General features: G+C 37.5%; 10 protein-coding genes. 1 reads left to right on the top strand and 9 read right to left on the bottom strand.

Going from position 1 to position 6,813, the window contains the following annotated elements; all coding sequences use genetic code 11:
• A partial coding sequence (locus AC000W_RS15450) for a tyrosine-type recombinase/integrase (protein WP_474749579.1) occupies positions 1-1,375 on the top strand: 1,375 nt, incomplete at its 5' end.
• On the opposite strand, the gene AC000W_RS15445 is transcribed toward AC000W_RS15450, so the two are convergent.
• From AC000W_RS15445 to AC000W_RS15405, 9 genes are all read right to left on the bottom strand, one after another.
• Entirely contained in the window at positions 1,370-1,558 is a 189-nt protein-coding gene (locus AC000W_RS15445) for a hypothetical protein (protein WP_474749578.1), read from the bottom strand. The two genes, AC000W_RS15450 and AC000W_RS15445, sit on opposite strands and share 6 nt — an antisense overlap.
• Before the next feature lie 70 nt (positions 1,559-1,628).
• Positions 1,629-1,922, bottom strand: a complete 294-nt coding sequence (locus tag AC000W_RS15440) for a hypothetical protein (protein ID WP_474749577.1) — start codon at positions 1,920-1,922, stop codon at positions 1,629-1,631.
• A gap of 94 nt (positions 1,923-2,016) precedes the next feature.
• Positions 2,017-2,481: a hypothetical protein gene (locus tag AC000W_RS15435; RefSeq protein WP_474749575.1), complete on the bottom strand. Its 465-nt coding sequence runs from the start codon at positions 2,479-2,481 to the stop codon at positions 2,017-2,019.
• The gene (locus AC000W_RS15430; RefSeq protein ID WP_474749574.1) at positions 2,478-2,966 is read right to left on the bottom strand and encodes a M15 family metallopeptidase; all 489 of its coding nucleotides are present in this window, start codon (positions 2,964-2,966) and stop codon (positions 2,478-2,480) included. Before AC000W_RS15430 ends, AC000W_RS15435 begins: the two co-directional genes overlap by 4 nt.
• Entirely contained in the window at positions 2,966-3,142 is a 177-nt protein-coding gene (locus tag AC000W_RS15425; RefSeq protein WP_474749572.1) for a hypothetical protein, read from the bottom strand. Before AC000W_RS15425 ends, AC000W_RS15430 begins: the two co-directional genes overlap by 1 nt.
• Positions 3,117-3,359 carry a hypothetical protein gene (locus AC000W_RS15420; RefSeq protein ID WP_474749571.1) on the bottom strand — a complete coding sequence of 81 codons (243 nt, stop codon included), beginning with the start codon at positions 3,357-3,359 and terminating at the stop codon, positions 3,117-3,119. Before AC000W_RS15420 ends, AC000W_RS15425 begins: the two co-directional genes overlap by 26 nt.
• The gene (locus tag AC000W_RS15415) at positions 3,349-3,654 is read right to left on the bottom strand and encodes a hypothetical protein (RefSeq protein WP_474749570.1); all 306 of its coding nucleotides are present in this window, start codon (positions 3,652-3,654) and stop codon (positions 3,349-3,351) included. The genes AC000W_RS15420 and AC000W_RS15415 overlap by 11 nt, the downstream gene beginning before the upstream one ends.
• 10 nt (positions 3,655-3,664) lie before the next feature.
• Entirely contained in the window at positions 3,665-5,248 is a 1,584-nt protein-coding gene (locus tag AC000W_RS15410; RefSeq protein ID WP_474749568.1) for a hypothetical protein, read from the bottom strand.
• Positions 5,249-5,255: 7 nt separating this feature from the next.
• A partial coding sequence (locus AC000W_RS15405) for a fibronectin type III domain-containing protein (protein ID WP_474749567.1) occupies positions 5,256-6,813 on the bottom strand: 1,558 nt, incomplete at its 5' end.

The following is a 6,813-nucleotide window of genomic DNA, read 5'->3' as shown; positions in this document are numbered from 1 at the left end:
ATTCATAACCCGGAGGCCGTGGGTTCAAGTCCCACTCTCGCTACAAATGAAAATCCTTAAAAGCATTGGCTTACAAGCCTTTTTAATGGATTTTACAACTAAGTTCAAAAATAAAGTACTCTCAAAAGTACCACTAAACGTACCATCTGTGTCCGCTAAAACGCATTACTCCATTACATTCTATACCGGAGGCACAGATATTGCCCTATGGGACCAATTATCCCCCTCAGAGCAGATAAAAAACTTAAAAAAAGCATGGTACATTAAATGGTGGTACCGTAACCCCACAACAAATAAGTTGGTAAGACAGAACAACATTAAAGCAGGGGTAAATAAATTCAAAACAAAAAAGGAACGGATTGAATTTATGGAAGTCTACAAAAAGGGAATGATAGAAACATTTAAAGAGGGACTTAATCCATATTCCAAAGAGGTGGATTTTAAGCCATCAAACAATATCTATACCTCTAAAAAAGCCCTTGAATATGCGTTGACCATAAAAAAGAAAACGGTAGGTCCCAGAACATATAAAGATTATGAGGGCAGGGCCAATGCTTTTATGCAGTTTCTAAAATCCAAAAAACTACTAAACCAAGACATTAAACTCATTGACCGTAAGATTGTATCAGATTATTTAGATACGGTCCTTAAAAAAAATTCAGCAAGGACCAGAAACAATGTAAGAGCAGATTTAAGCTCTCTATTTACCATACTTGCCGATAAATTTATAATTGACAGCAATTTTATAAAAAATGATATTTCCAAATCCAGAACCCAAAGTAAAACCGACAGAAGGTTTACCCTGGAACAAATGAGGGATATATCCACACACCTACAAAAAGAAAACCCACACCTATTACTGTTCATAAAGGTAATATCCTATAATTTTTTACGAGCAGTGGAAGCCTGCAGATTAACCGTAGGAGATATCGATTTAGAAAGCCAAGAAATGTATTTTCAACAAAAAACAAAATCAGGAAAAACCAAATACATTCCCAACATCTATTTTAATGAACTAAAAGAACTTATCCAAGACAAGCCAAACCACTTTACAATTTTCACCTACAAAGGAGAGCCTTTTGATTGGAACATAAAAGACCAGGATAAAAGAAACACCATGGGCCGGCATTTTAAAAAAGTAAAACAAAAATTAAAAATAGAGGGTAATTATAGTTTCCATAGTTTTAGGCATTTCTACATTACGGCCACATACATTGTTCTAAGAAAAAAGAAAGGAATGACGGACAATGAAGCGGTACAATACTTAATGAAAATTACCGGGCACATCTCAGAAGCGGGAATAAGAAAATATATTCACGTGAACGATGCGGACCGTCCAGATGATTGGAGTGATTTAATTGATTTTAAATTATAACACCAACACCAAAAAAACAACGCCACCACCAACGGCCATGCCTTTTATAAAGGCCCAAAATTTCTGAAAGAAGTCTTTTCTATTGATGAGGACAACCTTTCGCTCCAAAAGCTCCGCCTTTAATTCTGTTTGGGCAATGACAATACCCATGGAGTTGATGATGAGTTTCTGATTGTTTACCATCTTAGACAAGAACGCATTGTCCACCTTTAGCTCGGCCAGGTTTACTAAGACATTGTAAAGGCTGTCGCGCTCAATTAATATTTTGCCCTGCCCTGAACAGGCTGTCGATAAGCATATCGCTAGGATAACGGTTACGCAAATCTTGTATATGTTGCTTCTGTTTTTCATACGCAATGGAGTCAATTTTAATCTGATTTATGTAAATGGACTGTTTTGCTTTTTCTGATATTATAATGCTGTCCGCTTGTTTTAGTTGCTGCTCAATAGCCTTTAATTTTTTATTGGTATTGATGTTTCTTACCACCATCACCACTAAGGCAGCGGTTATCAAAAAAGTTAGTATGTATGGCCAGTATTTTTTCATTTATAAACAACTTTATTGCAACGTTGGCACACATACCATTTAGAAACTATGGTTTTCCAAAGTTTGTGACCATGTATCAAACATTTTAATTTTTTCATTTTAAAATTAATTTTCCATCAATTGATATTTCCCAATTATTGTTGATTGTCATAATCTGTTCAACATCAGATGGTTTTAAATTCAATGCCAATTGGTTTGGGTTTGGGTCATGGACTATGTTCATGTCTAAATCTACAATAACAGCGTGCATGACATCTTTAAATGATTGGGACTTCACGGAAGCATAGAAATACCCATTGACACCACCATCAACCTTGGCTACTTCCTGTAAGGATGGGTAATTACTTCCTTTAGGATGCGGGTGTATGTCTTTATTATCGTAATAGTTTGGATAATAATCAAAAATTTCCATGAAGTTGAAGATAACCCAAGAACTATTTTCTTTAAACTTAATAAAGTTTGGCACTTGGTCTAAATCAAATTCCAATAAAGATGCTATTGCAGCTTGCATACAATTACCATACCCCTTGTCCACTATGGTTTGATATACTTTTTTCATTCCGTTAAATATCTTAATTGAAAATGCATTCCGTCTTTACGCTTAAAATCGCCACCCCAAACAAAGCCGGCATCGGCAAAACATTTTACAAGCTCCTTACTCATTTTTGGCTCTTTTCCTAAGCCGTTATCCTTGGCATTGATATCTATGGCACATCCCCAACTGTGAACACTGGCAAACATGGCCGCCAGTTGGTAACGCAATTGGGATAGGTATTCATTGTACTTTTTTTCATAACCCCGTATTGCCCGTGGGTTAAAACACCCGTCCCAAGTTTTAATCTCTTTTTGTAGACCCCTATTGATGATTTGGTCAAAAGCCCACAATAATGGAACCTCCATTTGCTTGTTGCAATAGATTTTTTTTGGTAGGCTCGGAATTTCTTTGGTCATATATTCTGGAACCTCCAGAATCATCATGTGCTTTCTTTCAAAATCCACATTGGACCACCCAAACCGCTTATAAAAATCTACCGAATAGAGCATTAAAAAATTAGCCTTAAAATTGCTTTAAAAAACTCCCATACCATTATCCATAAAATGGTATATATAAATCCCAAATTATCTTTAGAAACCCACTCTACCCATGTATAGAACATGTCCTCAAAGAAATCCAACAGCCAAAAAACCCCTTTTTCAATCCCGTTCAGAATCTTTTTCATTTTTATGCTTGTTTAAAAAATATTTAAAATATTCGCTTATTTTTCCTTGATGGTTTTTGTCAATATCTCGCTTAATCCTATAACACATATGTAACAAAGAAGATATAGCCGCCAATACTGTTATAAATGTAAAATCTACAACCAGCAAAGCACCAGTAACAATTGCCACCAAACAATCTATGGTCCATTCTAGGGCTCTAACTATTCTATCTGGCATTGTTTCCCCCATCTTTTGGTTCTTCTTTCTTTTTTATAATCCCCAACTTTTGAAATACAGCATCCGCTAACCTTGCAAACCTTCCCAGGTCCAACGCAATCCAAAAAGACAGGATGGAAGCAATAACTAAAAGAGAGTTGGATGTGCTCCATTCATATTTCTCATCACTAATTTTAAGCTCAGAAACGGAAAGCCCATAAAAAGCAATGACTAATAAGGACATGCCTATTAAGGTTAAAAAACCTCGCACAGCTATCTCTTGTGCCCTCGATAAATTTTGTTTCCAGTTTGTCATATCTAATAGTTTAATTATCTACCTGATTCATATACTCTTCAATATTATCATATCCATCGCCATCAAAATCCCCGCGGTAACTTTGACTTAAATCTCCAAATTCTCTAATTTCCCAAGCGTCCGCCATTCCGTCATTATCAGTATCATATGAAGCTGGCCTAGTATTGTTAGGTATTACAGGTAATACCCAATTAGCTGTTACCCTACTATTGTAGTCAATGTTGTTTTGGACAACATCAAGCATTTCTGTATCAAAAGGGTCCCGATATGTTTGTACAAAGCCATCATTATTTAGATATTTATAGGCCCCTACATCTTCATTGGTAACCAATCTTGTAAATGCATCGGTAGCGGTAGTTTCAACCCAAGGGTGCTCCACATCCATAAAATGTTTAGTAGTGGTGAAATATTGGTTTAATGCAGGTGTAGTACGGTCTGCCATAACCCACATATCTCTATTGTCAACAGCAGGGTTGCCATCCCAATTTATAGAGTTGCCACCAACAGTTCCAGAGTAAACATTACCATTTGTATAAACAGATGGCCACTTTTCTCCTTCTTGATTATCATCAATCCAGTTATAAGAATTGTTCGTTCTTTGGTAGTAATTGTTGATATGGTTTAACTTAATCAAATGATATACTCTTGAATTTTTATTCGGTGTATTATGGATTATATTATTTACCGTCTCCCCATAATTGTCGAAAGCCATATTCGGGGTACGGTTATTTGATACGGCCACATTGTTCAGAAAAGAAATCTTATCAATAAGCTCTTCTGGGTCGTCTGGCCTTCCTCCGTTGGATGTGACATACATAGCCGTTCCTCCATCAGCATAAAGACCATGTTGAAACGTAACCCTTCTCAACCAACATGGGCAATCAGGAAAGTTTCCATTAAAATTTTGATGCTGTTCCCTAGTAGAACCACCTATGACCTTATCACTTGCAAAGGAACCAGAGCAATGGTCCAATATGACATCATTCCCACCCCTGAAAAGAAAAGACCACGACCATGCGTCATCTGCTCCAGCGTCTATACTACCATCTTGCAACCGTATAGGTCTGGAACGCATATACCGCATAATGATATTGTTGATTCCATTGCTGTTATAACTCTGAAATCTGTGGGAACCACCCCAAAGAGTTATCCCTCCTTGCGGTGCTGATTGCCCATATACAGACTTTCCATTAACATTGGTAAAAACATAATCCCCCACGTTTATCTCTATGTTTCCAGACACATTAAAAACAAGGTGGCCTACATTATCATTCTCCATCAGATTTTTATAGCCACCAGTATAGTATTCATCATCTCCACCACTAGCTGCAACATAAGTTACCCCTGCATAGAAATCAAGAGTATTGACAATTCCTAGAGCTTTACCCCTTCCACCGGTTGCTTCAGCACCACCACCATAAGCTGTTGGAAATGCTTTTAAAACAGTAGGAGGGTCAGGGTCAGGGTCAGGGTTGGGAGGTGTATAACTAGTTCCATCCTTAGAACTTTCAATAACCCCATAAAGCGGGTTGGCTTGTGCCATACTCATATGTGAAATCATGAGTAATAAAAACAGAATCAATATTTTTTTCATTTGACTTCTAGTTTACAGTTATCACTATATTATCAACGGTAAATACATCTCCAGACGCACCTCCTGATGTAGTTCTAATTACAAGGGCTGGATTGTCAACCGCTGCGGTTCCAGTCATTGTAAATGGCTCCCAATTGCCCGCAACACCATCGTCGGCATTATCCTGTTCCGTTGTAGTCCAATCTCCACTCAACAATCTGGTTGTCCAAGCAAGACCTGTATGTTGTTTTCCTTGGAATGTTGTAGTTATATTTTGACCAGAAGTTACCCCTACCAATATGATTTCAGTATCTATACTTCCCGCTGCGTTATGTGTAATAGTTAATTCATAAGAACCTGTATGGGGGTCATTACTTGTAGAGGTTACAGTTGAATTTGCATCTGGAACAGTATTAGCAATGCCATTTACCTCATTGACTGGGTCAGCAGCATTTAAACCATTAAATACAGCTCCACCTCCACTAGTAGATTGCGTTATATTTGATGTGTAGGCAGATGTGTTAGGAATAGCATCATAAGCCCTTACCTTAAAGTCATAAGACGTTGATGTTGTAAGTCCAGTAACTTCATAAGTGGTTACATTGCCCACATCAATTGGCGCACCATCATCCACAGATACCTCGTAGCCCGTTACTGCCGTATTATCAGTTGATGCAGTCCAGTTAAGTGTAACAGAAGTCGTGGTTTGGCTAGGCGAATTTAATCCAGTAGGGACGCTTGGTGCCGTACCGTCAACAGCTACTTCATATTTTCCTGTAATATCCCATCTACTATTAGCAGCATCGTATTCTAATATAAAATTATCTCCCGGAGCTGTAGTTGATGGCAACATAGTTATAGCATCAGTAACATTAACAGTAAAATTGGTTTGTACTTTACCTGCTCCATATTGAGCAAGTCGAAATACCTGTCCGTCTGATGGAGAAGAAGGAGCACTTACTGTTATATCAGAAGCATTATTAAATCTTAATTTTGTGTTATTAGATGCATCTGAATCTAACAAAGTATAGGTGGTTGCTGTAACGTCTTTAAAAGTTGTTAGATTATCAAAACTCCCAGCACTTACACCATCTATTTTGTTCTTTAACTTAGCAAAAGCTTGACGTACATTATCGGTCTCAACCACATCGGTATCATCTGTACCTTCTGAATATCCAGTAAGTAACATTGTTGCAGCAGTAGCATGAGTGCCTTCAAAAAGTTCCCATGCAATTCCATTGTAAAAATATGGCTTGTTAGTATCTGTATCGTAATAAGTCCTTGCTTCTACATTAGTTGGCGGTGTAGAATTTTGGAAGAAAGCAAATGGAGAGGTAAACGTCCATCCGTTGTTTACAGAAAAATTAAGACCTTGAGTTAAATTTCCTAGATACAATAAATCATCTGCTGCTGTAGCACCTTCTTGTGCCCTAAATAAACCCCCTATATCCAAATGTGTTCCGGTACCACTTAGTTGTAGATTTCTATCTTCTGTAATTGTTTGGTCAGCATTTGCCAATGTAGGCACACCAGTTAATCCACTACCACCACCTATAAATTCAGGGGCTGTTACGTCTCCTAAAAAA

Source organism: Saonia sp., from assembly GCF_056326165.1.
Note: the sequence above shows the minus strand (reverse complement) of the source record. Positions and strands in the feature narration are given on the sequence as shown.